This window comes from Spiroplasma endosymbiont of Amphimallon solstitiale (genome assembly GCF_964030965.1).
In the GTDB taxonomy this organism is placed as follows: domain Bacteria; phylum Bacillota_I; class Bacilli_A; order Mycoplasmatales; family VBWQ01; genus Spiroplasma_E.
The window spans coordinates 488,153-511,959 of sequence record NZ_OZ034999.1 but is presented as its reverse complement, the minus strand read 5'-3'; the positions used below and the strand labels follow the sequence as shown (position 1 = coordinate 511,959).

The 23,807-nt window shown below is 27.7% G+C and carries 17 protein-coding genes and 3 rRNA genes; 16 read left to right on the top strand and 4 right to left on the bottom strand.

The genetic code is table 4. The annotated features are described in order from the left end of the window. Nucleotides 1-27 precede the first annotated feature (27 nt). Complete coding sequence (locus AAHH39_RS03145) at nucleotides 28-375, bottom strand: HPr family phosphocarrier protein (protein ID WP_342218804.1); 348 nt, start codon at nucleotides 373-375, stop codon at nucleotides 28-30. Nucleotides 376-592: 217 nt separating this feature from the next. Between AAHH39_RS03145 and rpmB the strand changes: the two genes are divergently transcribed. From rpmB to phoU, 6 genes are all read left to right on the top strand, one after another. Continuing rightward, the gene (gene rpmB, locus AAHH39_RS03140; protein ID WP_252320665.1) at nucleotides 593-784 is read left to right on the top strand and encodes a 50S ribosomal protein L28; all 192 of its coding nucleotides are present in this window, start codon (nucleotides 593-595) and stop codon (nucleotides 782-784) included. Between the two features lie 164 nt (nucleotides 785-948). Further along, nucleotides 949-1,893, top strand: a complete 945-nt coding sequence (locus AAHH39_RS03135) for an IS30 family transposase (protein WP_342218087.1) — start codon at nucleotides 949-951, stop codon at nucleotides 1,891-1,893. A 222-nt stretch (nucleotides 1,894-2,115) separates the two neighbouring features. After that, nucleotides 2,116-3,078 carry a PstS family phosphate ABC transporter substrate-binding protein gene (locus tag AAHH39_RS03130; RefSeq protein WP_342218803.1) on the top strand — a complete coding sequence of 321 codons (963 nt, stop codon included), beginning with the start codon at nucleotides 2,116-2,118 and terminating at the stop codon, nucleotides 3,076-3,078. Nucleotides 3,079-3,092: 14 nt separating this feature from the next. Continuing rightward, nucleotides 3,093-5,120 carry a phosphate ABC transporter permease PstA gene (gene pstA, locus AAHH39_RS03125; RefSeq protein WP_342218802.1) on the top strand — a complete coding sequence of 676 codons (2,028 nt, stop codon included), beginning with the start codon at nucleotides 3,093-3,095 and terminating at the stop codon, nucleotides 5,118-5,120. Continuing rightward, nucleotides 5,039-5,974 (top strand): phosphate ABC transporter ATP-binding protein PstB, encoded by a 936-nt coding sequence (gene pstB / locus AAHH39_RS03120; protein ID WP_342218801.1) that lies wholly within the window; start codon nucleotides 5,039-5,041, stop codon nucleotides 5,972-5,974. The genes pstA and pstB overlap by 82 nt, the downstream gene beginning before the upstream one ends. Before the next feature lie 37 nt (nucleotides 5,975-6,011). After that, nucleotides 6,012-6,689 (top strand): phosphate signaling complex protein PhoU, encoded by a 678-nt coding sequence (gene phoU / locus AAHH39_RS03115; RefSeq protein ID WP_174480791.1) that lies wholly within the window; start codon nucleotides 6,012-6,014, stop codon nucleotides 6,687-6,689. 43 nt (nucleotides 6,690-6,732) lie between these two features. Here phoU and AAHH39_RS03110 read toward each other — a convergent pair whose 3' ends face one another. Beyond that, nucleotides 6,733-7,971 (bottom strand): IS256 family transposase, encoded by a 1,239-nt coding sequence (locus tag AAHH39_RS03110; protein ID WP_342219300.1) that lies wholly within the window; start codon nucleotides 7,969-7,971, stop codon nucleotides 6,733-6,735. Between the two features lie 321 nt (nucleotides 7,972-8,292). Here AAHH39_RS03110 and AAHH39_RS03105 point away from each other — a divergent pair, with 321 nt between their 5' ends. The 3 genes from AAHH39_RS03105 (at nucleotide 8,293) to AAHH39_RS03095 (ending at nucleotide 12,801) form a co-directional block, all read left to right on the top strand. After that, nucleotides 8,293-9,237, top strand: a complete 945-nt coding sequence (locus AAHH39_RS03105; RefSeq protein WP_342217458.1) for an IS30 family transposase — start codon at nucleotides 8,293-8,295, stop codon at nucleotides 9,235-9,237. A gap of 163 nt (nucleotides 9,238-9,400) precedes the next feature. After that, on the top strand, nucleotides 9,401-9,610 hold the full coding sequence (gene rpmF / locus AAHH39_RS03100; RefSeq protein WP_281747878.1) for a 50S ribosomal protein L32: 210 nt from the start codon (nucleotides 9,401-9,403) through the stop codon (nucleotides 9,608-9,610). Between the two features lie 170 nt (nucleotides 9,611-9,780). Further along, nucleotides 9,781-12,801 carry a DEAD/DEAH box helicase family protein gene (locus AAHH39_RS03095; RefSeq protein ID WP_342218799.1) on the top strand — a complete coding sequence of 1,007 codons (3,021 nt, stop codon included), beginning with the start codon at nucleotides 9,781-9,783 and terminating at the stop codon, nucleotides 12,799-12,801. A 54-nt stretch (nucleotides 12,802-12,855) separates the two neighbouring features. On the opposite strand, the gene AAHH39_RS03090 is transcribed toward AAHH39_RS03095, so the two are convergent. Continuing rightward, complete coding sequence (locus AAHH39_RS03090; RefSeq protein WP_342217458.1) at nucleotides 12,856-13,800, bottom strand: IS30 family transposase; 945 nt, start codon at nucleotides 13,798-13,800, stop codon at nucleotides 12,856-12,858. A 310-nt stretch (nucleotides 13,801-14,110) separates the two neighbouring features. Between AAHH39_RS03090 and AAHH39_RS03085 the strand changes: the two genes are divergently transcribed. From AAHH39_RS03085 to AAHH39_RS03060, 6 genes are all read left to right on the top strand, one after another. Beyond that, nucleotides 14,111-15,632 (top strand): 16S ribosomal RNA (locus tag AAHH39_RS03085). A gap of 192 nt (nucleotides 15,633-15,824) precedes the next feature. Next, nucleotides 15,825-18,762, top strand: a 23S ribosomal RNA gene (locus tag AAHH39_RS03080). 82 nt (nucleotides 18,763-18,844) lie between these two features. Beyond that, nucleotides 18,845-18,951, top strand: a 5S ribosomal RNA gene (gene rrf / locus AAHH39_RS03075). The 16S, 23S and 5S rRNA genes sit together here, the layout of an rRNA operon. A gap of 101 nt (nucleotides 18,952-19,052) precedes the next feature. Next, on the top strand, nucleotides 19,053-19,355 hold the full coding sequence (locus AAHH39_RS03070) for a hypothetical protein (protein ID WP_342218798.1): 303 nt from the start codon (nucleotides 19,053-19,055) through the stop codon (nucleotides 19,353-19,355). A gap of 159 nt (nucleotides 19,356-19,514) precedes the next feature. Continuing rightward, nucleotides 19,515-19,661 (top strand): hypothetical protein, encoded by a 147-nt coding sequence (locus AAHH39_RS03065; protein ID WP_342218797.1) that lies wholly within the window; start codon nucleotides 19,515-19,517, stop codon nucleotides 19,659-19,661. A 243-nt stretch (nucleotides 19,662-19,904) separates the two neighbouring features. Continuing rightward, on the top strand, nucleotides 19,905-20,849 hold the full coding sequence (locus AAHH39_RS03060; protein WP_342217458.1) for an IS30 family transposase: 945 nt from the start codon (nucleotides 19,905-19,907) through the stop codon (nucleotides 20,847-20,849). A gap of 18 nt (nucleotides 20,850-20,867) precedes the next feature. Here AAHH39_RS03060 and AAHH39_RS03055 read toward each other — a convergent pair whose 3' ends face one another. After that, nucleotides 20,868-21,587, bottom strand: coding sequence for a Pr6Pr family membrane protein (locus tag AAHH39_RS03055; protein ID WP_342218796.1), 720 nt, complete (start codon nucleotides 21,585-21,587; stop codon nucleotides 20,868-20,870). Nucleotides 21,588-22,027: 440 nt separating this feature from the next. Between AAHH39_RS03055 and AAHH39_RS03050 the strand changes: the two genes are divergently transcribed. Next, nucleotides 22,028-23,653 carry a hypothetical protein gene (locus tag AAHH39_RS03050; RefSeq protein ID WP_342218795.1) on the top strand — a complete coding sequence of 542 codons (1,626 nt, stop codon included), beginning with the start codon at nucleotides 22,028-22,030 and terminating at the stop codon, nucleotides 23,651-23,653. Nucleotides 23,654-23,807 lie beyond the last annotated feature (154 nt).

Genomic DNA, 23,807 nt, shown 5'->3' with positions numbered 1-23,807 from the left:
TCTTTTGAATACTTTTTTTAAAACCATTTACTTTATTAATTTTTCTTCTTTTAATAAAGAAATAATTTCTGATTTAACTTCTTCAAGTTTTTTATCTTCTTCTTTCTCATCCATTTTTGTAATAATAAAAGCAATTTTACTAAAATTTTTTGCTTGTAAACCTAGAAAATTAAGAACTGACTTAGCTTTAACCTTAGTTTCATTACCAGTAAGTTTTACTGACTTCGTAATATCTGCATTATCAGGTAATTTAATGACTTCTACCTCAATATTTTTATACTTACTAATAGCAGCTGCAATTTTGGCTATTGGTCGTGCATGTAAACCAATCTTTTTTTCATCATCAATTTGCACAGCATAAATAATACAATTCATTTTTTTCCTCCAAGATTTCTTAAAAATTTGTATAATATAGTTTATTTATAACATATTTTTTATTTTTTTAAAAAAATATATAATTTAAATGTTTCTTATTAAAATAATGTCCTAGTAAATATTCAATTTTTTACAAATAAATTTTAATTTTTTTTTAAAAAAATAAATAAATATGGTATTATTTATTAGTTAAAACATTAATAAGGAGAAAATAACTATGGCAAGAAAATGTGCTTTAAGTGGTATTGGTCCACTAGCTGGTAACAACCGTTCGCATGCGATGAACTCTTCTAGAAGAAAATGAAATCCAAACTTACAACCAGTAAAAATTGGTGGAAAAACTTTAATGATTAGTGCTCGTACTTTAAAAACTTTAAAGAAAAATAATGCTTTAGATAATAAAAAATAAAGTTATTTTATCTTTTGAATTATATAAATAAAGAATACTAATAAAAGAAAGAAATACTTTTCTTTTATTTTTTATATTACCTGAATTGTAAAATTAAAAAGGACACTTATATAAAAATTAAATTGTGTTAATTCTATAATTAAGAAAAGAAAGGAATTAGCACAATGTATAAGTATCTGACTATTGAATCAATAATAGCAATAAAAGAATATAAAAGTTATGGATTTTCGATTCGTAAAATAGCAAAAGCCATTGATTATAGTAAATCAACTGTACATAGAGTTTGTAGATTATTAAATCAAAACTTATTACCATTAGAAATATTGAATAAAATTCAAAAAAATAAACAAAATGCAGGTAGAAAATTAATAATTTTAACTTTAATAGAAATTAATACTATTAATCATTTGTTAATTACTAAAAATTATGCTCTTGATATAATTGCTAATTTTTTAAAGGAAAATAAAACAAAAAGTATTTCAACAAAAACTTTATATAACATGTTTAAAACAAATCGAATGGGTTTTGATGAAAATAACTTATTGAGAAAAGGAAAAAATAAACCTCACAAACAAAAAGAAACTAGGGGCAGAATTAATAATTGTAAGTCTATTCATGAAAGAAATTTAATCATTCCTAATATTAAAAATATAGAAGAATTTGGTCATTTAGAGGGTGATACTATCATTGGTAAAGATCATAAAAGTTCTATTATTACTTTAGCTGATATATGATCAAAAACCACAATTCCTTTAGCAACTAAAAATAATAAATCAGAAAATATTACAAAAAGTATAATAAAATTTATTTCAAAGTTACAAAAAGGAACAGTTAAAACTATTACTTTTGATCGTGGTAAAGAATTTAGTAAATGAAAATTAATCGAAAAAAATTGTAATGTTAAGATTTATTTTGCAGATCCTGGTAAACCTTGTCAAAGAGGTTTAAATGAAAATAATAATGGTATTTTAAGAAGATATTTACCAAAATCTACAGATCTATCTTCATATAAACAAAAAGATTTAAATACTATAGCATTTCAAATTAATTCTACACCCAGAAAATCACTATCTTATAAAAGACCAATAGATTTAATACAATTATTTTAAAAAACTGTCCCATTTATATTTACAATTCAGGTTAAATTAAAAATATTTAATAAAATGGTATTAAGTTAACTAGTAATACCATTTTTTAATTACTAAAAAATATTAATAATATAGTCTAGAACCTACATTTTTTATAAAAATGAAATAATTTTTCTAGTTTTTATCAATTATATTGTTATAATACGTGTATGATAAAGAAAACTCTCAGTTGGGTGGATTTATATGCTAAAAAAAAGAATTTTGTCATTATTTTGATTAATCACAATGATTAGTATTTTTATTGTAACTTTAGTTAGTCATAAACCCTATTTTATTATGGGCGGTTCAACTTCAGTAGCACCTTTAATGCATACATTAATGGAAGACTATCCCGATAATCATAAAGAAGCAGACTTTACTTATAACAGTTTAGGTTCAGATGCAGCAGTAATTCCCGTTAATAAAAATATGTTTGGTATTGGCTGACTTTCAAAGGAATATACAACTCCTAATAATAATTTAATTTCTTTTGTTTTATCAAAAGATGGCATGATTTTAGTTTATAATTTACCACAAGATTGCTTAGGTAATAATAAACCTCTAAATTTTACACAAGATAAAGTAAAAAAAATGTATTTAAAATCGTCTATTTTCTGAAGAGATTTATTTCCACAAAATACTTCAGAACCAAATCAAGGTTGAATCAAACCAACTTGTGACCTCAAAATTTTACCTTATACTAGAGAAAATGGTTCAGGAACACGAGATGTTTTTAATGAAAAAGTTCTGGGTGATTCAAAAGCATATTATCCACAAGCAATAACCGTTAATTCAAGTACACAAATGTTTAATATGTCTAGTGGTGGTGTTGGCTATAGTTCATATTCAGATAAAAAACAATTAGATTCGAATAAACAATTCACTAATATTCATATTGCTAATTGAGAAAATATTGCTCCAAGTTTAGATACCATTAAAAATGGTACTTATCAGTTATCACGACCATTTACAGGTTTAATAAATAAAAATTTTAAACAAATTAATACTTTAGTTAAATTTCTAAAATTCTTGTTTATTCCTGACTATCCAGGTCATAACGAATACGTAGTTCCTGCTTTTTCAGAAGCTCAGTATGCACAATCAGCAGTACCATTAACTGACAAATTAAATTATGATTTAAATCAGTGATTAAACAATTTTCCATAAAGGAGTATTAATAAATGAAATCCAAATCTTTTAAAAAGTTTTGACATAAAATAACTTTTAATCATTTTAATAAAAATCATGATCCAAAAAATGTTTTTATTAGTGAACAAAAAAAACATACTTATGATCTGATTGCTAAAATTTGTGTATTGTCTATATCTTCATTAGCACTAATTGCCGCTTCATTATTAATTGGTTTTATTATCGGTCAAACATTTAGTAATATGAGTTTTCTAAATTGATTTAAAATGTTAGGAAATAGTAAATGATTACCTAGTGCTAATAGTTTTGGTATTATTGCCTTTATCGTTGCCACTTTTTGAGTTGCACTATTTTCAATGATACTTGCTGTTCCTTTAAGCTTACTAACATCATTATTTATATGTGAATTTTTACCACCAAAATTAAAAAAAACAACATTAACTTTAGTAGAATTATTATCTGGTATTCCTTCCGTTGTTTTTGGTGCTTTTGGTTTAATGACCATTGGTCCTATTTTTGTAAAAATGGGAGCACCAACCAAAGAAAATATGATGACAGCAAGTTTTATTTTATCAATGATGGCATTACCAACAATTATTTCATTATCTGTTAATTCTATTACTCGAGTACCAAAATCTTATCTATATGCATCATTAGCACTAGGTATTAGCAGGACTGACACTAGTTTTAAAGTCATTTTTAAAGCGGCAAAAACCAAAATCATTGGTGCAATAATTTTTGGATTTGGAAGAGTCATCGGCGAAACAATGGCCGTTGTTATGATTGCTGGTAATAGTACTCTAACCCCAAATTTTGCACATGGTCCACTTGCATTTTTATTTAGTTCAATTTCTACTTTAGCGGGAGTAATTGGACTAGAAATTGGAGAAGCAGTTAGTTCTCAACAAATATCAGCATTATATGGAATTGGTTTATTTTTATTTATTATAGTTTCAATCATTAACTTTATTGTTTTAATAATTTATAAACGTAGTGATAAAAAAGCAAAAGGTCATAAAAAACCACGAAATTATAATTTAAAAAAAATAAATCTATCTGATAATCAACTAATGTTAACTATTAGTGAAAAAACTATTAAAAATCAAGGCTGAAAACACTTTAAAGACTATTTTCGATTATTCTTTATGGGGCTAGCTTGTTTTATTACTATGGGATTAATTATTTGAATTATTGGTGATATTATTATTAATGGTATCTTCAACATTAGTGGTAATGCTGGTAGTAGCGTTTTCAATTTTAATTTTGCAGCTTTAATTTGAACAACCGGTGATGAAGGTTACTTATCAATTATCACAATGACATGTTTATTGGTATTAACAACAATTACTATTGCTATGCCATTAGGTATTATTGGTGCAATTTATCTTCACGAATATGCCAAAAATGGTTGATTTGCTTCAATATTACGTTTTGTGCTAAATACCTTAGCTTCTACGCCATCAATTATCTTTGGTATGTTTGGATTTACTTTTTTTATTACTTTCTTACAAATAAGTTTCTCAGCAATTGCTGCTAGTTTAACATTAACAATTGTTATTTTACCACTTATTATTAGAGCAGTAGAAGATACATTAAAATCAGTACCTATTGAATATCGTGAAGCATCATTAGCACTAGGTGCTAGTAAATTTGAAACAATAAGAAAAGTAGTTATTCCAGCTGCCATTGGTGGCATTATTACTAGTATGATTTTATCAATGGGTAGAATTATTGGTGAATCAGCACCAGTTTATCTAACATTAGGAAGCACTGTTGCTTTTCCCAATAAAGGTTTCTTAAGTTCAGGACAAACTTTAACAACCCATATTTTATTAGTTAATAAAGAATCAAATGACCCTAATAAATTAGGAATGATGTACCAAACAGCACTAATAACAGTTATACTAATATTTATTTTAAACTTTATAGCAAAACATTTTGAAAAAAGTTTAACAACAGGAATCGGGGTGAAAACAAAATGCTCAATTGAATTATTAAAAGAAAAAATGAAAGCAAGAAAAAATCAGCGAATAGCAATAAAAAAAGAAAAACAAATATAATTAAACCATACTTATTAAAAGTAAAAGAAAAATTTAATAAAAAAGAAAATAATAAATTAAACAGTTTATCAACTATCGAAAACATTCCAAAAACTAATTATGTTTTTACTATTAAAAATTTAAATTTCTTCTATAATCATGGTAAAAAACAGGCTTTATTTAATATAAATTTAGAAATAAGTCGTAATCAAGTAACCGCTTTTATTGGACCAAGTGGTTGTGGTAAATCAACATTACTACGAACTTTAAATAGAATGAATGATTTAATTGATGGTGTTAAAATTAATGGACAAATATTATTCAATAATGAAGATATTTATGAAAATAAAAAAAATATTATTTCATTACGAACTAAAGTTGGAATGGTATTTCAAAAACCTAATCCCTTTCCAATGTCAATTTATGATAATGTTGCATATGGTCCAAAAAATCAAGGCATTAAAAATAAAAAGATTCTAAATCAAATTGTCGAAGATGCTTTAAAAAAAGCGGCTTTATGAGATGAAGTTGCTCAACACTTATTCGATTCAGCATTATCATTATCAGGTGGTCAACAACAACGTTTATGTATTGCTCGTGCTATTGCCCTAAAACCAGAAGTACTATTAATGGATGAACCAACTTCAGCTCTAGATCCGATTGCCGCATCTAAAATTGAAGACTTAATGAATGATTTAAAATCAGACTTTACAATTATTGTTGTTACTCATTCAATGCAACAAGCAGCACGAATTTCTGATAAAACTTCCTTTTTCTTAAATGGAGAAGTCATTGAATATAATAATACTAAAAAAATATTTTCACGACCAAAAGATAAAAGAACAGAAGATTATATTACCGGCAGATTTGGTTAAAAATATATATAATTAATTATAGAGAAAGGAGAAAAAAATGAAAATAATTAACCGTAGATTTGATTTAGATATCATAAATTTAAAACAAAACTTATTAACTTTATTAAAAGAAGTAAAAAAAGAACATAAAGACGCTTTAATAGCAATGGAAACACAAGATTTTGACATGTCAAAAAGAATTGTTGAAACCGATAAAGAAATTAGAACAGTCGCTGAAAGTTTAACAATTACTGCAATTTGAAGTATTGCTCAACAAAATCCTTTTGCTACTGACTTACGTACTATTATTGGCTATATGAATATTATTCGTGATTTAGAACGTATTTCAAATTATGCTAAAAATTTATCCAAATTTAATGTCAAATATAAACCAGAAATTAAATTAACATCTCAATTATCAGGATTAATGAAAAAAGTATTTAAAATGATGGATTTAATTGGTGAATCTATAAATGAAAATGATATTAACAAAGCTTATCAAGCAGCAGAATATGATATTGATATTGATAATCGTTTTCGTGAATCAATGAAAAACATTGTCAATATGTTAAAAGTAAACAAAAATAATGATCAACTCTCTCAATATACATCAACAATGCAACAGTTGAAATATATTGAAAGACTAGGTGATCACTTAGTTAACATTTGTGAAACAATAGTATATATTATTAAAGGTAAATTTTATGATTTATCTTCAACAAAAATATCTGAATAATTGAGGCTTTTTAGAAATCTGTGTATCTTTGTTTTACAAAGTACTAGTTCAGATTAATTCTGTCTTCAAATTTTATCATAAAATGAGCAATTGCTGTATTTCAATTTTGAATAGGCAATGTTCATTTTTTTGTTATATTTTCAATTGCTAAATAAAATATTTTAAAAACTGACATATCATTAGGAAAAGCTTTTTTGTTTCTAATAACTTTTCGTAATTGACTATTAACAGATTCAATAGCATTTGTTGTATAAATTACTCTTTTGATTTCTGCAGGATAACTAATAAAAATCATCAAATTTTCTCAATTTTTATATCAAGATTTAGCAATTTGGGGATATTGTTTATTTCATTTACTTTCAAATGATTCTAAAGCTTGCATTGCTTGTTCTTCACTACATGCACTATAAATTGGTTTTAAATCTGTAACTAGAGTTTTTCGATGTTTGTATGAAACATATTTTAAACTATTTCGAATTTGATGAACAATGCATAATTGATGTTCTGTTTTAGGATAAACTGCTTGTATTGCTTCTGACATGCCTGTTAAATTATCACTACAAGCAATCAAAATATCATTTAAGCCTCGATTTTTCATTTCTGTGAAATTAGCTAATCAAAATTTAGCACCTTCATTTTCACTAATTCATAAGCCTAAAACATCTTTTTTACCTTCTAAATCAACTCCTAATGCTATATAAACTGATTTATTAATAATCCGTTTATCTTGTCGAACTTTAACTACTATACAATCAAAATAAACAATCGGATAAATGCTTTCTAATGGTCGATTTTGTCATGTTTTGACATCATCAATAACATCATCAGTAATTTGACTAATAACACTTTCACTAATATCAGCACCATGATATAACTCTTGTAACTGCATTCTAATGTCAGATAGAGTCATACCTTTTGCATATAGTGAAAGCACTTGTTGATCAAAACCATCAAATCTTCGCTGTCTTTTTGCAACTATTACAGGAGTAAAATCACTATTGCGATCTCTTGGTACATCAATCTCAATTTTACCTTGTTGAGTTATTAATTTTTTTGAACTTGTACCATTACGAGCATTTTCAGTATTACTATGTTGATTTTTTTCATATCCTAAATAATTTTGCATTTCAGAATTCAACATTTTTTCAACTAAACGTTTTGTTAATTCTTTATATAAACCCCCTTCTTTAAAAACTGTTGTTAAATCTTCAGTATTTTCTAATAATAAATCTACTGCTTTTGATATTGGATCATTATTATTAATATTTTGTTTTTTAGCCATCTGTAACTCACTCTTTCTAGTCATTTAATTATATTTACTAGAATTAATTAAACATAGTTATTTTTGTAAGTTACACAGATTACTAAACATTGCCGAATAATTTATCAATCAGTGTTAAAATAATTACTTTTTTGCAAGTTTCATTTAAATATTTTTAAGTCATACTTTAATATGATAATACTTATTATTATTTTATTTTTAATTGTATTAAATTAAGGTATGATTTTTTAATTTAACCTGAATTGTAAAATTAAAAAGGACACTTATATAAAAATTAAATTGTGTTAATTCTATAATTAAGAAAAGAAAGGAATTAGCACAATGTATAAGTATCTGACTATTGAATCAATAATAGCAATAAAAGAATATAAAAGTTATGGATTTTCGATTCGTAAAATAGCAAAAGCCATTGATTATAGTAAATCAACTGTACATAGAGTTTGTAGATTATTAAATCAAAACTTATTACCATTAGAAATATTGAATAAAATTCAAAAAAATAAACAAAATGCAGGTAGAAAATTAATAATTTTAACTTTAATAGAAATTAATACTATTAATCATTTGTTAATTACTAAAAATTATGCTCTTGATATAATTGCTAATTTTTTAAAGGAAAATAAAATAAAAAGTATTTCAACAAAAACTTTATATAACATGTTTAAAACAAATCGAATGGGTTTTGATGAAAATAACTTATTGAGAAAAGGAAAAAATAAACCTCACAAACAAAAAGAAACTAGGGGCAGAATTAATAATTGTAAGTCTATTCATGAAAGAAATTTAATCATTCCTAATATTAAAAATATAGAAGAATTTGGTCATTTAGAGGGTGATACTATCATTGGTAAAGATCATAAAAGTTCTATTATTACTTTAGCTGATATATGATCAAAAACCACAATTCCTTTAGCAACTAAAAATAATAAATCAGAAAATATTACAAAAAGTATAATAAAATTTATTTCAAAGTTACAAAAAGGAACAGTTAAAACTATTACTTTTGATCGTGGTAAAGAATTTAGTAAATGAAAATTAATCGAAAAAAATTGTAATGTTAAGATTTATTTTGCAGATCCTGGTAAACCTTGTCAAAGAGGTTTAAATGAAAATAATAATGGTATTTTAAGAAGATATTTACCAAAATCTACAGATCTATCTTCATATAAACAAAAAGATTTAAATACTATAGCATTTCAAATTAATTCTACACCCAGAAAATCACTATCTTATAAAAGACCAATAGATTTAATACAATTATTTTAAAAAACTGTCCCATTTATATTTACAATTCAGGTAACAATAAATAAAATATTTGATTTATTAGTATTTTATTTCCAAAAATTTGAAAAACTTATCAAAAAAAATAGATTTTTCTGATAAATCAATATATAATTTATGAGATACGAAAGTAAGGAGGCAACAGACTATGGCAGTACCAGCAAGAAGAACGTCAAAAATGCGTAAAAATACACGTCGTGCCCATGATAGTTTATCTGCAACAACTACAACTAACTGTTTAAATTGTGGAGCAATTACTAAACCACATCATGCCTGTATGAAATGCAAGACATACAAAGGTGTAAGTATTACTAATCCATTACAAGCAGAAAAAACATCATCAACAGAAAAAAAATAAAAATATGAATATATCTTATCTTAGATTACCTTCCTCTTATTTATTTAAAATATTATTTTAAATATTAGAGGTTTTTTACTTTACAAAATTATTTTATAATAGTTAATAATATATTAAAATATAGATTATAATTTATTAAAATAGACACTATTTATTAGGAAGTGTAGAGTATGAAAAATAAGGGCTATTATGATTTATTATTAAAGATTAGTGATGATATTAGCAATAATTTTCAAACATCACATATTAATGATGAAAAAGAATTAATTAAAGACATTGATCATTATTTAGTTAAACAATTAAATAATACTTTAATTGAACAATTAAAAACGATTAAATCACCAGAAGCAAAAATTGATTTTTTAAATCAAATCATAAGTAATTTTACTACTAATAAATTTAGTAATAACATTTTATTACAAGTAAATGATAGTATAATTGATAATCCTTTAACTTCTAATATTAGATTAAGTGACAATTATCTATTTACTAATGAAAACCAACAAGTATTAATTAATCATTTAAATCAGGAAATCAGAACTTGTGATGAAGTATACTTTATTTATCCTTTTATATCAAATTCAATTATTAATAAGTTACGTTCATCATTTACTTATGCTTTAAATCATAATATTACTATTAATTTTATTACTACTACTTTTGATGATATGGCTTTATTTGTTAATTTATATGCATTAGTTAAAATAATAAAAAAGTATCCTAATATTAAAGTTAAAGTTGAAAATAATTTAGAAAAACGTAGTGAAAGAATTCATATTAAAGCTGCCATCTTTAAACGAAATTCAGGTTTTTCTTCAGCAATAATTGGTTCATCAAATTTAACGCAAAAAGGTTTAGCTAGTGGTCGTGAATGAAATATTAAAATTAATGAATTTGATAATAAGCAACTATATCAAAATATTTTAAATCAGTATTATAAATTATGAAATGATAATTTAGTTGATTTAAATGATGAACAACAACGATTACAATTACTATCGCGAATTGAATATAATCGATTGCTTGTAAATAAAAAAGATGAACAATGATTAGCAACTAATTATTTTCTTTATGATTTTCAAATTGCCTTAATTAATAAATTAAAGTTAAGAAGAAAACTTAAAAAAACAAAACATTTAATTGTCATGGCAACAGGTGTTGGTAAAACAGTAGTATCTGCTTTTGACTATTTAAATCAAATCAAAGAAAATAATAATCAAAAACCTTCAATTTTATTTTTAGCACATCAAAGAGAAATTATTGAACAAGCAATTATTACTTTTCGAAAAGTAATAAATGATAAAAAATTTGCAACTATTTTAAATAGTAAACAAAATAATTTTCAAGAACAATATTTATTTGCAACAGTACAAACTGTACATAGACATCTAAATAAGTTTAAACGTCAACAATTTGATATTATTATTTTTGATGAAGCTCATCATTTGGCTGCCAAAACTTTTCAGACAATTTTTAATTATTTTCATCCTAAACAAATTATTGGTTTAACAGCAACACCAGAACGAGAAGATAATAAAAACATTATTAATTATTTTGATAATGAGTTTGCACATGAATTACGATTGTGAGATGCAATTAATGAAAAACTTTTATCACCATTTGATTATTATTGTATTGATGACATTACTGCTGATTTAACTGGTATTGATTTAAATAATGATCAACAATTATTTAAAAAATTAAATACTGAAGCAAGAAATAAGTTATTATTAGATGTAATTAATGACTATATTGGATTTTATAGTAATCGGATTTGTTTAATTTTTTGTATTAACATTACTCATGCACAAATTGTTGCTAGATTTTTGCAAAATCAGGGCTTAAAAACAGACTTTTTAACAAGTAAAAATCAAACTAATCGTAGTAAAATAATTAATGATTTTAAAAATAGAATTATTAATTATTTATGTGTAGTAAATATTTTTAATGAAGGAATTGATATTCCTGAAATTGATACTATTATTTTATTACGACCAACTAATTCAAAAACAGTATATTTACAACAATTAGGAAGAGGATTGAGAAAAACAGAAACTAAACATTGTTTAGAGGTTTATGATTTAATTGCTAATATTGATAAAAAATATGACATAACCATTGGTATTAAAAATCTTTCTAATTCACATATTATAAATGTTAATAAACAATTACCTAATAGTTTTAATTTACCTTATGGATGCACTATTACTTTAGAACCAAGAAGTCAAAACATCATTTTAACTAATTTAAAGCAATGATATCAATCACGAAAAAAAATTTATTTGGTAATTCAATCATACTATCAACTTTATAATGATAATGCTATTTTTAAAATATTAATTGATTATGATTTGACAATTCAAGAATTTTATAATTTTTTAAATGATTTTTATTTACGAATAGCAAAAAAAATAAAAAATTATCAAACCCATGATAATGATACTAATCGTAATCAAAATATCTTAAAACAATTCTTATTTTTAAATGATTATCAAATAGTTAATTATTTTTATTTAAGATTAAGTCAAGAATTAGATACTAAATTAATTAATTATCATTATGACAATTTATTAATAGCATCATTATTATATGAGGTTACAAGTAATAAAGTATTTAATCGTATTTTTCCAAATTTTAATGAAATACCATGTTTAGTTACAAATTTCATTGAAAATAACAAATTAGTTGTTAATGAACTAAAAATTATTCTTAAATATAAACTAGATTATGAAACATTATTACTTAATGAACATTTTAATCAAGATTACCCTTTATTATCTTATCAATCAACATTTACTGTGCATCAGGCACTATGTACAATTAATCGTGTTAATTTTAATAAAAAACTTGGACCTTTAAAAATTATTGCCTTTCAAGCGGGTCATTTGACATTTAATGAAAATAAATCAGTAATTTTTGCAGATATTGATGGAACAAATTATGGTAAATTAACTAGTTATAATAAATTAACAAAAGAATATTACTGATCAATACCAGAAAATAAAACGATTAATTCAAAATTAGTGAAAGATTTACAAAATAATAATATTGAAAAAATATTATTTTTAAATAATGATTGTAATAAAAAATTTAAAAATCTTGCTTTAAAGTTGTATGACTTTATTGGTATTGGTCAATATCAATTAACAATTAAGAGCGATTATATTACTATTAAATTTTTAGTAGAATAAATAATATTTTATTTTTTTAATTTCCTGAATTGTAAATATAAATGGGACAGTTTTTTAAAATAATTGTATTAAATCTATTGGTCTTTTATAAGATAGTGATTTTCTGGGTGTAGAATTAATTTGAAATGCTATAGTATTTAAATCTTTTTGTTTATATGAAGATAGATCTGTAGATTTTGGTAAATATCTTCTTAAAATACCATTATTATTTTCATTTAAACCTCTTTGACAAGGTTTACCAGGATCTGCAAAATAAATCTTAACATTACAATTTTTTTCGATTAATTTTCATTTACTAAATTCTTTACCACGATCAAAAGTAATAGTTTTAACTGTTCCTTTTTGTAACTTTGAAATAAATTTTATTATACTTTTTGTAATATTTTCTGATTTATTATTTTTAGTTGCTAAAGGAATTGTGGTTTTTGATCATATATCAGCTAAAGTAATAATAGAACTTTTATGATCTTTACCAATGATAGTATCACCTTCTAAATGACCAAATTCTTCTATATTTTTAATATTAGGAATGATTAAATTTCTTTCATGAATAGACTTACAATTATTAATTCTGCCCCTAGTTTCTTTTTGTTTGTGAGGTTTATTTTTTCCTTTTCTCAATAAGTTATTTTCATCAAAACCCATTCGATTTGTTTTAAACATGTTATATAAAGTTTTTGTTGAAATACTTTTTATTTTATTTTCCTTTAAAAAATTAGCAATTATATCAAGAGCATAATTTTTAGTAATTAACAAATGATTAATAGTATTAATTTCTATTAAAGTTAAAATTATTAATTTTCTACCTGCATTTTGTTTATTTTTTTGAATTTTATTCAATATTTCTAATGGTAATAAGTTTTGATTTAATAATCTACAAACTCTATGTACAGTTGATTTACTATAATCAATGGCTTTTGCTATTTTACGAATCGAAAATCCATAACTTTTATATTCTTTTATTGCTATTATTGATTCAATAGTCAGATACTTATACATTGTGCTAATTCCTTTCTTTTCTTAATTATAGAATTAACACAATTTAATTTTTATATAAGTGTCCTTTTTAATTTTACAATTCAGGTTTTATAAAAAATTTTAATAATTTTAATTTTAAAAAAATAATGCTTTTTTATGATAATTAGGTTGACAATAATTATGGCATGTTGTACTATTGTTATTGTCCCAAAAATAAATGGGTTACAAACTAGAAAAAACGATCTTTGAAAACTAAATAGAACAAGAATTAATCCGTCAATTTTTTATTAAAAATTAAATAAGTCAGACATCATCTTTTAACAAAAACAATTTTATTGAGAGTTTGATCCTGGCTCAGGATTAACGCTGGCGGCATGCCTAATACATGCAAGTCGAACGAAAGTAGCAATACTTTAGTGGCGAACGGGTGAGTAACACGTATCTAACCTACCATTTAGTGGGGAATAACTGTTGGAAACGACAGCTAATACCGCATATGTTATTTATTTGCAATGATAAATAATGAAAGGAGCATTTGCTTCGCTAATTGATGGGGATGCGGCGCATTAACTAGTTGGTAAGGTAATGGCTTACCAAGGTAACGATGCGTAGCCGATCTGAGAGGATGAACGGCCACATTGGGACTGAGACACGGCCCAAACTTCTACGGAAGGCAGCAGTAGGGAATTTTTCACAATGGGCGAAAGCCTGATGGAGCAATGCCGCGTGACTGATGAAGGTCTTCGGATTGTAAAGGTCTGTTGTAAGGGAAGAAGTCCTAGAATAGGAAATGATTTTAGTATCGACCATACCTTACCAGAAAGCCACGGCTAACTATGTGCCAGCAGCCGCGGTAATACATAGGTGGCAAGCGTTATCCGGATTTATTGGGCGTAAAGCGTGCGTAGACGGTTTTGCAAGTCTGAGGTTAAATTTAGGGGCTCAACCCCTAACCGCCTTGGAAACTACATTACTAGAGTATAGGAGAGGTTAGTGGAATTTCATGTGTAGCGGTGGAATGCGTAGATATATGAAGGAACACCAGTGGCGAAGGCGGCTAACTGGCCTATTACTGACGTTGTGGCACGAAAGCGTGGGGAGCAAATAGGATTAGATACCCTAGTAGTCCACGCCGTAAACGATGAGTACTAAGTGTTGCCATGAGGCAGTGCTGTAGCTAACGCATTAAGTACTCCGCCTGAGTAGTATGCTCGCAAGAGTGAAACTCAAAGGAATTGACGGGGACCCGCACAAGCGGTGGAGCATGTGGTTTAATTCGAAGCAACGCGAAGAACCTTACCAGGTCTTGACATACCTTGCAAAGCTATAGAGATATAGTAGAGGTTAACAAGGATACAGGTGGTGCATGGTTGTCGTCAGTTCGTGTCGTGAGATGTTTGGTTAAGTTCAGCAACGAACGCAACCCTTGTCCTTAGTTGCCAGCATTAAGTTGGGGACTCTAAGGAGACTGCTAGTGTAAGCTAGAGGAAGGTGGGGACGACGTCAAATCATCATGCCCCTTATGACCTGGGCTACACACGTGCTACAATGGCTGATACAAAGAGTCGCTAAACCGCGAGGTCAAGCAAATCTCAAAAAGTCAGTCTCAGTCCGGATTGAAGTCTGCAACTCGACTTCATGAAGTCGGAATCGCTAGTAATCGCGAATCAGCAATGTCGCGGTGAATACGTTCTCGGGTCTTGTACACACCGCCCGTCAAACCACGAGAGTTGGCAATGCCAGAAGTCGGTGTCCTAACCGCAAGGAGGGAGCTGCCAAAGGCAGGGTTGATGATTGGGGTTAAGTCGTAACAAGGTATCCCTACCGGAAGGTGGGGATGGATCACCTCCTTTCTATGGAGTTTAGTTTCTAATAAGAAACCAAGACAACAAGAAAAATTAGATGGATGATTTATTGGATTACTTCTTTTGTTCTGTTTAGTTTTCAGGGATTGTTTTCTCTGAGCAATTGTTCTTTAAAAACTGGATAATAGACATCTTTTTAAAAAAATAAGATAATTTTTATCTTGCAATAGGATATTCTAAAAATAAATTATTAAGAGCGTATGGTGGATGCCTTGGAATTGGAAGACGATGAAGGACGCGATTACCTGCGATAAGCTTCGGGGAGCTGGAAATAAGCTTTGATCCGGAGATGTCCGAATGGGGAAACCCACTATCTTTAATCAGATAGTACTGTACAATGAATTCATAGTTGTGCAGAGTGATACCTAGAGAATTGAAACATCTTAGTACCTAGAGGAAAAGAAAGCGAATGCGATTCCCTTAGTAGCGGCGAGCGAAAAGGGAGCAGCCTAAACCAGTCGTCAGACTGGAGTTATAGGACTGTCTATTAGGTTCGACCTATGAAGAGTTACAAAATTTATATATAGCAGAAGTTGTTGGGAAGCAACGCCATAGATGGTGAAAGCCCAGTATGCGAAATGTATAAATCTCTTGACAGTATCCTGAGTACGGCGAGGCACGTGGAACCTTGTCGGAATTTGCGCAGACCACTGCGTAAGGCTAAATACTAACCAATTACCGATAGTGAACCAGTACCGTGAGGGAAAGGTGAAAAGTACCCCGAGAGGGGAGTGAAATAGTTTCTGAAACCATATGCTTACAACAAGTCGGAGCCCGTTAATGGGTGACGGCGTGCCTTTTGTAGAATGAGCCGGCGAGTTACGATTACATGCAAGGTTAAGTTGAAAAGACGGAGCCGAAGTGAAAGCGAGCCTGAATAGGGCGTTTAGTATGTGGTCGTAGACCCGAAACCAGGTGATCTAGCCATGAGCAGGTTGAAGTTAATGTAACAGTTAATGGAGGACCGAACCAACGTTCGTTGAAAAGACCGTGGATGACTTGTGGCTAGCGGTGAAATTCCAATCGAACCTGGAGATAGCTGGTTCTCCCCGATATAGTTTTAGGACTAGCGTCAGAATTAGTGCAATGGAGGTAAAGCTCTGAATGTATGATGGCCCCACCTCGGGGTACTGAATGCAATTAAACTGCGAATGCCATTGTTACATATCTGGCAGTCAGTCTATGGGTGATAAGGTCCATGGACGTGAGGGAAACAGCCCAGATCATCAGCTAAGGTCCCCAAATCAATGCTAAGTGGAAAACGATGTGGAATTGTTCAGACAGCTAGGAGGTTGGCTTAGAAGCAGCCATCCTTTAAAGAGTGCGTAACAGCTCACTAGTCGAATGATTCTGCGCGGAAAATGTACCGGGGCTAAGCATTGTACCGAAGCTATGGGTCTATATATATGTTTACATATATTGTGGGCGGTAGGGGAGCGTTCTAATCTGCGACGAAGTTAGACCGGAAGGACTAGTGGAGCGTTTAGAAGTGAGAATGCCGGCGTGAGTAACGATTGAAGGTGAGAATCCTTCATGCCGATTGACCAAGGTTTCCTGGGCTAGGTTCGTCCACCCAGGGTTAGTCAGGACCTAAGGCGAGGCCGAAAGGCGTAGTCGATGGATAACAGGTTGATATTCCTGTACCACCATGGTGACTGATGGAATGACGGAGAAGGCTAAAATGTCCCAGTGGTTGGTAGTGCTGGGCTAAGTACAAAGAGGGTTGTGTAGGCAAATCCGCACAGCGTTAACCTTGAAGTACGATGGGGAGTGAACGGTTCGTTTAGTAACGAAGCATTTGATGCCATACTTCCAAGAAAAGTTTCTAAAGACATCACCATGGTGCCTGTACCGAGAACGGACACACGTGGTCAAGGAGAATATCCTAAGGCAAGCGAGATAACTATAGCTAAGGAACTCTGCAAAATAACCCCGTAAGTTAGCGAGAAGGGGAGCTCATAGCAATATGAGTCGCAGTGAAGAGGTCCGGGCGACTGTTTAGCAAAAACACAGCTCTCTGCTAAGTCGTAAGACGATGTATAGGGGGTGACGCCTGCCCAGTGCTGGAAGGTTAAAGAGATTTGTTAGCATAAGCGAAGCTTTGAACTGAAGCCCCAGTGAACGGCGGCCGTAACTATAACGGTCCTAAGGTAGCGAAATTCCTTGTCAGGTAAGTTCTGACCCGCACGAAAGGCGTAACGATCCGGACGCTGTCTCGGCTATAGACTCGGTGAAATCTTAGTACCTGTGAAGATGCAGGTTACCCGCGATTAGACGGAAAGACCCCGTGGAGCTTTACTACAACTTGATATTGAATTTTGGTGTAGTTTGTACAGCATAGGTGGGAGACGTTGATATGCAGACGCTAGTAGGCATGGAGTCACCATTGGGATACCACCCTTGCTATATTGAAATTCTAACTTGAGACCATAATCTGGTCTAAGGACAGTGTCTGGTGGGTAGTTTGACTGGGGCGGTCGCCTCCTAAAAAGTAACGGAGGCGCCCAAAGGTACCCTCAATATGAATGGAAATCATATGTAGAGCGCAAAGGTAAAAGGGTGCTTGACTGCGAGACATACAAGTCGAGCAGGAACGAAAGTTGGGCTTAGTGATCCGGCGGTGCTGTGTGGAAAGGCCGTCGCTCAACGGATAAAAGTTACCCCGGGGATAACAGGCTAATCTCTCCCAATAGTTCATATAGACGGGGAGGTTTGGCACCTCGATGTCGGCTCATCGCATCCTGGAGGTGTAGTCGCTTCCAAGGGTTGGGCTGTTCGCCCATTAAAGCGGTACGCGAGCTGGGTTCAGAACGTCGTGAGACAGTTTGGTCCCTATCTGTCGTGGGCGCAAGAAATTTGAGGAAAGCTGTTCCTAGTACGAGAGGACCGGAATGGACCTACCTCTGGTGCACCAGTTGTCACGCCAGTGGCACAGCTGGGTAGCTATGTAGGGCATGAATAAGCGCTGAAAGCATCTAAGCGCGAAGTCAGTTCCAAGATGAGATTTCTCATTCGAAAGAAGTAAGATCCCTTGAATACTACAAGGTTGATAGGTCAGGTGTGTAAGCATAGTGATATGTTCAGCTTACTGATACTAATAGATCGAGGATTTATTGAAGAATATATTCTCTATTGCAAATCAAAAGTAATCAAATTTAAAGATGTCTGTTTCTAGTTTTTAGGGAGCAATTGCTAAACTATTTGGTGTCCATGGCGGAGTGGTCACACCTGTTCCCATCTCGAACACAGCAGTTAAGCACTCCAGCGGCGAAAATACCAGCAATGGGAAAATAGCACGATGCCAAATTTTTTGTTTGTGTTAATATTTAATTTAAAATTTAATTTTTTTTTATGTTAAGATTGAGAATATTAAAATGTAAAAAAGATTTTAAGCAAAAAGGAGAAAAAATGGATAAGGTTGAAAAGAAATTAGATAAAAAATTATATATTGGAGCTAAAATTGGATTCATAACAAATATTATAAATATTATTTGAAGTGTAATTATTACAATTATTTTGGCAACAGCAAGTAGTGTCATTTTTAACAGTTTTACAAAATATGATCACACTTCATTAACATCAGGAGTTAGTACAATATTTATTGTTGGATTGATTTTTGGACTTTTAATAGGAAATGCTAATAGTGGTTTAGCTGTTTGAATTGTAACTTTGGTTTTAGCAGGTTTTTCCTTTAATTTTGTAGAAAAGTAATGATACATGATAAAGTGTTATTTTTAGAGAATTTTTACACTAAATAATGTTACTTTTAACAAATTTTTAATTAAAAATAATATTTTAAGTGTAAATTGATGAATAATTTTTGGTCATCCATACTTTTCTACATAATTAAAAGGTTTTTCTTTAATAGCTATGTTTTCATCAAATTTTAATTTTATTAGTGGTATTAATATTATTTTTTTAGGACTTAATATTGCTTCAGGTGTATTATTAATTATTGGTAAATATCTTCCAGTTGCTAATAAACCAGAAGAAGTAGTTTCTATGGTAAATGAATAATTAAAAATATTTAAAATAAATTGTATAAATAAGGCTTTAGAAATTAAAAGCCTTATTTTATTTTTTTATAATTTAAAACCATAAGGATAAGTAATGATTGGAAAATTTGGTTTATCATCATCATGCTTTTTTTTATATTGTATGTTATTAATTCATAACCTGAATTGTAAAATTAAAAAGGACACTTATATAAAAATTAAATTGTGTTAATTCTATAATTAAGAAAAGAAAGGAATTAGCACAATGTATAAGTATCTGACTATTGAATCAATAATAGCAATAAAAGAATATAAAAGTTATGGATTTTCGATTCGTAAAATAGCAAAAGCCATTGATTATAGTAAATCAACTGTACATAGAGTTTGTAGATTATTAAATCAAAACTTATTACCATTAGAAATATTGAATAAAATTCAAAAAAATAAACAAAATGCAGGTAGAAAATTAATAATTTTAACTTTAATAGAAATTAATACTATTAATCATTTGTTAATTACTAAAAATTATGCTCTTGATATAATTGCTAATTTTTTAAAGGAAAATAAAATAAAAAGTATTTCAACAAAAACTTTATATAACATGTTTAAAACAAATCGAATGGGTTTTGATGAAAATAACTTATTGAGAAAAGGAAAAAATAAACCTCACAAACAAAAAGAAACTAGGGGCAGAATTAATAATTGTAAGTCTATTCATGAAAGAAATTTAATCATTCCTAATATTAAAAATATAGAAGAATTTGGTCATTTAGAGGGTGATACTATCATTGGTAAAGATCATAAAAGTTCTATTATTACTTTAGCTGATATATGATCAAAAACCACAATTCCTTTAGCAACTAAAAATAATAAATCAGAAAATATTACAAAAAGTATAATAAAATTTATTTCAAAGTTACAAAAAGGAACAGTTAAAACTATTACTTTTGATCGTGGTAAAGAATTTAGTAAATGAAAATTAATTGAAAAAAATTGTAATGTTAAGATTTATTTTGCAGATCCTGGTAAACCTTGTCAAAGAGGTTTAAATGAAAATAATAATGGTATTTTAAGAAGATATTTACCAAAATCTACAGATCTATCTTCATATAAACAAAAAGATTTAAATACTATAGCATTTCAAATTAATTCTACACCCAGAAAATCACTATCTTATAAAAGACCAATAGATTTAATACAATTATTTTAAAAACTGTCCCATTTATATTTACAATTCAGGTAAATAAAAGTATTGTAAACCAATACTAATAATTAACAGAAAAATAATAGCAGTAACTAATACTTCTACACCATATTTTTGGTAGTTGAAAAAAAAGTAAGGATAACAAGTATTAATATTTTCTCCTTGTTTAACACGTAGTACACCACGAACCATTACCATTACTACATAAAAACAAGGATAAAATAAAATAAATCACATATAAAGTTTATGATGATTTTTTAGTGAATAAAAATCACGTCCACATGATAAAGCAAAATTTAAAATCATAACAATTGGCATAATTAGATTTAGAATTATTGTTTTAAATCATAAATAAATATCAGTTCCATATTTACTTCTTTCTTGGCTATTACTAATGATACCTATTCAAAATACTAACATTGTAATTGTAATATAAATAGTAATACTTAATAAAATATAAAAACTTGGTTTTGAATTTTCTTTAAATTTACTTTCAAATAAAAAAGCAAATAAATAAATGAGTACTAAATAATTAGTTTGAGTTGTAAAATAAAAATAATAAATTGCTAATCTTTCAGTTGGTTTATCAACATTAGGAACAATGAAAGCATTGGGATAATTAATAGTAATTATTAAATCAAAAATTAAGAATAAAGAAATAATAAGTAGACCAAATAAACGTCAAATAAATTTAATAAGATTTCTTTTTTTTAATCGGTATTCACTACTATTTTTTCAATTCATATTTTTTCTCCTATTTATATTAGAATTAAATTTAATTAAATTTTTGATAGGAAATTTAATTTTTTATTATGATTGAATATGCTACTTATTTAGTATATCAAGTTTTTCGCTATCACTATTAATATTTACTAACTGATTATTTAAAACACTTAATAAGTTAAAAAAAATTAACTTATTAATTATTTAATCTTGATTTTTTGGTAATAAAGTTTATTATTAATGTTAAGGATATAATTTTTATCCTTATAATTTTAATGAATATATAAGTAATTATATAAGTATTAAAATTATATATGTTGATTTAACAAAAAGTTTAATAATTGATTATATATCCTTAGTTTTATTTTATTAAAACTAAGATTTTAAGTATTTAATTAAATATGCTTAATTTAATATTATAATTATAAACACAAATAATAGGTAAAAAAGGAGTAATCATAATGACAAATTTCTTATCTTTTAGTTTTTTTAAAACTAAAAGTTTTAAAACAATAAGTTTGGCTTTGGCATTATCTCTTACTAGTAGTTTAATGATAGTTACTAATCATCAATCTAATATTAGTACTGTTAATGAGAGTAACAAACTTTCTGGGTTTCATATTACTGTTAAGGAAAATAATAAAAATTTAATTAGTGAAGCCAATACTTGAAATTCAATTAATAATAAGTATGAAGATTTTATTAGATTGCATAAAGAAGTAATAACAGAACAATTTAATGATTGATCAGATCTTATTAATAAGGTTAATAATAATCCAAATGATGATATTAGTAAAGATGTTAATAAGAAATTTAAGGAACAAATTGAAAACAAAGCTAATAATATCTTACCAGATAATGGTATTAAATATTTTACTGATAAAGTTATTGGTCGTAGTGTTGCTAAACAAAGTTTTAATGATATTGCTAGTTTTGGCTATGTTTATGTTGGTTACCATGATAATAGTTTACCAGCGCAGATTAACAATGGTATTTTTGCAACGGTAAATCCTAGGGCAGATTTTAATAATTATTTTAGTATTCCTTATATGATTAAACCGAGCGATGATTTTTTAAATAGTCATAAAAGTGTTCAAGATCGGTTAGCAATTTTACCACTTAATAATGGTAATCCTAATGATACTAATCAACCAATGTTAGCTATTTTAGCAAAAAATAAAAATGATAAAAATGAACAATTATTAATAAATGATAAAAAGGATGAAGTTGTTGATAATGATTCAATTAGTTATGCAATATTAAATCATAAACCAGGCGATGATTTAAAATCAACTATTTTTAATGTTAGTGTTAAAGATAGTGGTTATAGTAAAACTATTAAGTTAACAAATAATAGTTCAAATATTCAATTTAGTACTATTAGTGATGAAAAAGTTAAAGAAAATCCTGTAATTGTACCTCAATATTTAGTTCAAAATAATTCACAAGATAATAAAAATACATTAATAGTTATGAATAAAGCTATTGAGAAAGCTAAAGTAAATATTAGTGATTCACAACAACATTGACTAAAATGAAAAGTTGATTCACAAACTTTACAAAAAGCAAAAAATGATTTGGGAACACCTATTAAAGATGGTGATAATTTAACTCTTAATCAAGGAAGTAATTTTCAAGTTTATTGTATAGGTTTAGATACATCTGACTTACAACGTCAAGCTGCTTCTGAACAATATATTACTGTTTATAGAAGCAATACAAAAATACCTAATTTTCCAAATTGTACTGATTTTTTTGAAAAAACTAATAATTTATTAGTGGGTTTTCAACAATATTTAACTAGTGCTACTAATAATAGTATTAAAATTGAAGATTTAAAAAATAATGCTGCTGGTGAGTTTTTATCATGATTTATTCAATATCAAGGTGATATTGCTAAACAAAATTATGTTAATTATTTACAAAGTAATAATTCAGATCGTCCCTGAGATGTTAATATATCATTAACAACTAAAATGTTAGTTAATAATTGAAATATTATTATCATTTGTGGCTTCATTATTAGTTTTTTAACTATAATTCCAATAGTTGTTGTTATTATTCGTAAAAAGAAATATTTAAAATAAAGTTTATTATTTTTAAGTAGTACTTGTTAAAATACAATATATTATATAAAAATATAAAATGATAAGTGTAAAAAATGTTATTACTTGTTTTTTCTTTTTAGTAAGTTACAATAAAAATGGCAGTTATAAATGTTTAGAAAATATTTAGGTAATG